Below are 529 nucleotides of genomic sequence, written 5' to 3' on the forward strand. Positions count from 1 at the left end.
AAGCCTGGCGTCGAGAGCACGCTTGTCGAGGGTGATGCAAAAACAATTGCTGTTGAGCCGTTCACTGATCAATTGATTACCCTTTCCCAATGGAGGCACATCCGCCGCCGCCACGTTCACTGCACGGCCCGGGCCTGGATCATCCCATACAACCGGACACTGGCTGTGCGTTGCGGTCGTCACGATGGGATGACTGTTTCATGTCTTGCCGGCCGCAAGCGGCCATTGCTACCCGGGTGGGGATTCGCCATCGACTGATCAGGAGCCTGCGCCATCATCACTTTCGATGCTGCCGTCCGCCAGCCTGATGGTGCGGTCGCACTGCTCGGACATGCGCGCATCGTGCGTGACCAGCAGAACGGCACAACCGAACTCATGGTTGAATTTGCGGAACAGTTGGAAAACTTCAACGGCGGCCTTGCTATCGAGGTTGCCAGTCGGTTCATCGGCCAGGAGCAGCGCAGGGCGAGTGACCAGCGCGCGAGCCACCGCCACGCGTTGCTGCTGGCCGCCCGAGAGCTGATCGGGC

At 61.1% G+C, this 529-nt stretch carries 2 protein-coding genes; one reads left to right on the forward strand and one right to left on the reverse strand.

Going from position 1 to position 529, the window contains the following annotated elements:
* The coding region (locus JK635_RS28230; RefSeq protein WP_235887983.1) for a hypothetical protein at positions 1-258 on the forward strand (258 nt) is incomplete at its 5' end.
* Here the strand turns inward: JK635_RS28230 and JK635_RS28235 are convergent.
* Positions 259-529 (reverse strand): ATP-binding cassette domain-containing protein (locus JK635_RS28235; RefSeq protein WP_202653496.1); only part of this gene is annotated, 271 nt, incomplete at its 5' end.

Source organism: Neobacillus paridis (assembly GCF_016765675.1).
GTDB classification, from domain to species: domain Bacteria; phylum Bacillota; class Bacilli; order Bacillales; family Cytobacillaceae; genus Neobacillus; species Neobacillus paridis.